The organism is Streptomyces sp. NPDC018031 (assembly GCF_044327625.1).
Taxonomy (GTDB): domain Bacteria; phylum Actinomycetota; class Actinomycetes; order Streptomycetales; family Streptomycetaceae; genus Streptomyces.
The window spans coordinates 1-1,066 of record NZ_JBIRFT010000078.1; the positions used below are offsets into that span (position 1 = coordinate 1).

The following is a 1,066-nucleotide window of genomic DNA, read 5'->3' on the forward strand; positions in this document are numbered from 1 at the left end:
AGCGCATCGACCTTCGGCACCACCAGATAGTCGGCGAACTCCGCCGCGTCGGCGGTGAGGACCTTCACCGCCCCGTGCTCGGCCAGCACCGGCGCGGTGTCCGCCGCCCCCGCGCCCAGCGCGACGGCGACCGGTTCACCCAGCCGGCGGGCCAGGGTCAGCAGCTCCAGGGTGGGCTTGCGGACGGCACCGTCCACGTGATCGACATAGACGAGGACTTCAGCCATGACGGTATCTCCTGCCAAAAGAAGTGAGGGCGACTTTGCGGAACTGCGGGTCTCAGATGAACTTCTGACCCGCCAGGAACTCGGCGAGCTGCTTGCCGCCCTCGCCCTCGTCCTTCACGATCGTGCCCGCGGTACGGGCCGGCCGCTCGGTGGCCTCCTCCACCCGGCTCCAGGCACCCTCCAGACCGACCGCCTCCGCGTCGATCCCCAGATCCTCCAGATCCCAGGACTCCACCGGCTTCTTCTTCGCCGCCATGATGCCCTTGAACGACGGGTAGCGGGCCTCACCCGACTGGTCGGTCACCGACACCACCGCCGGCAGCGACGCCTGCAACCGCTCCGACGCCGCGTCACCGTCCCGGCGACCGGTCACCACACCACCCTCGACCGACACCTCCGACAGCAGCGTCACCTGCGGCACACCCAACCGCTCCGCCAGCAACGCCGGCAGCACACCCATCCCACCGTCGGTGGAGGCCATCCCGCACACCACCAGATCGAACCCGGCCTTCTCGATCGCCTTGGCCAGCACCAGCGAGGTCCCCAGCACATCCGTGCCGTGCAGATCGTCGTCCTCCACGTGGACCGCCTTGTCCGCACCCATCGACAACGCCTTGCGCAGCGCGTCCTTGGCGTCCTCCGGACCCACGGTCAACACGGTGATCTCCGCCTCGTCCGCCTCATCGGCGATCTGCAGCGCCTGCTCCACCGCGTACTCGTCGAGCTCCGAGAGCAGACCGTCCACGTCGTCCCGATCGACGGTCAGGTCCTCGGCGAAATGCCGGTCGCCGGTGGCGTCGGGCACGTACTTCACACAGACAACGATCCTCAAGCTCACG

1 protein-coding gene and 1 pseudogene are annotated in these 1,066 nt (G+C 68.6%); both read right to left on the bottom strand.

Annotation, left to right across the window (positions count from 1 at the left end):
- A pseudogene (locus ACH4B3_RS34310) lies at positions 1-227 on the bottom strand (electron transfer flavoprotein subunit alpha/FixB family protein); the annotation flags it as partial.
- Between the two features lie 52 nt (positions 228-279).
- Entirely contained in the window at positions 280-1,065 is a 786-nt protein-coding gene (locus ACH4B3_RS34315) for an electron transfer flavoprotein subunit beta/FixA family protein (RefSeq protein WP_398469725.1), read from the bottom strand.
- Between the last annotated feature and the right edge of the window lies 1 nt (position 1,066).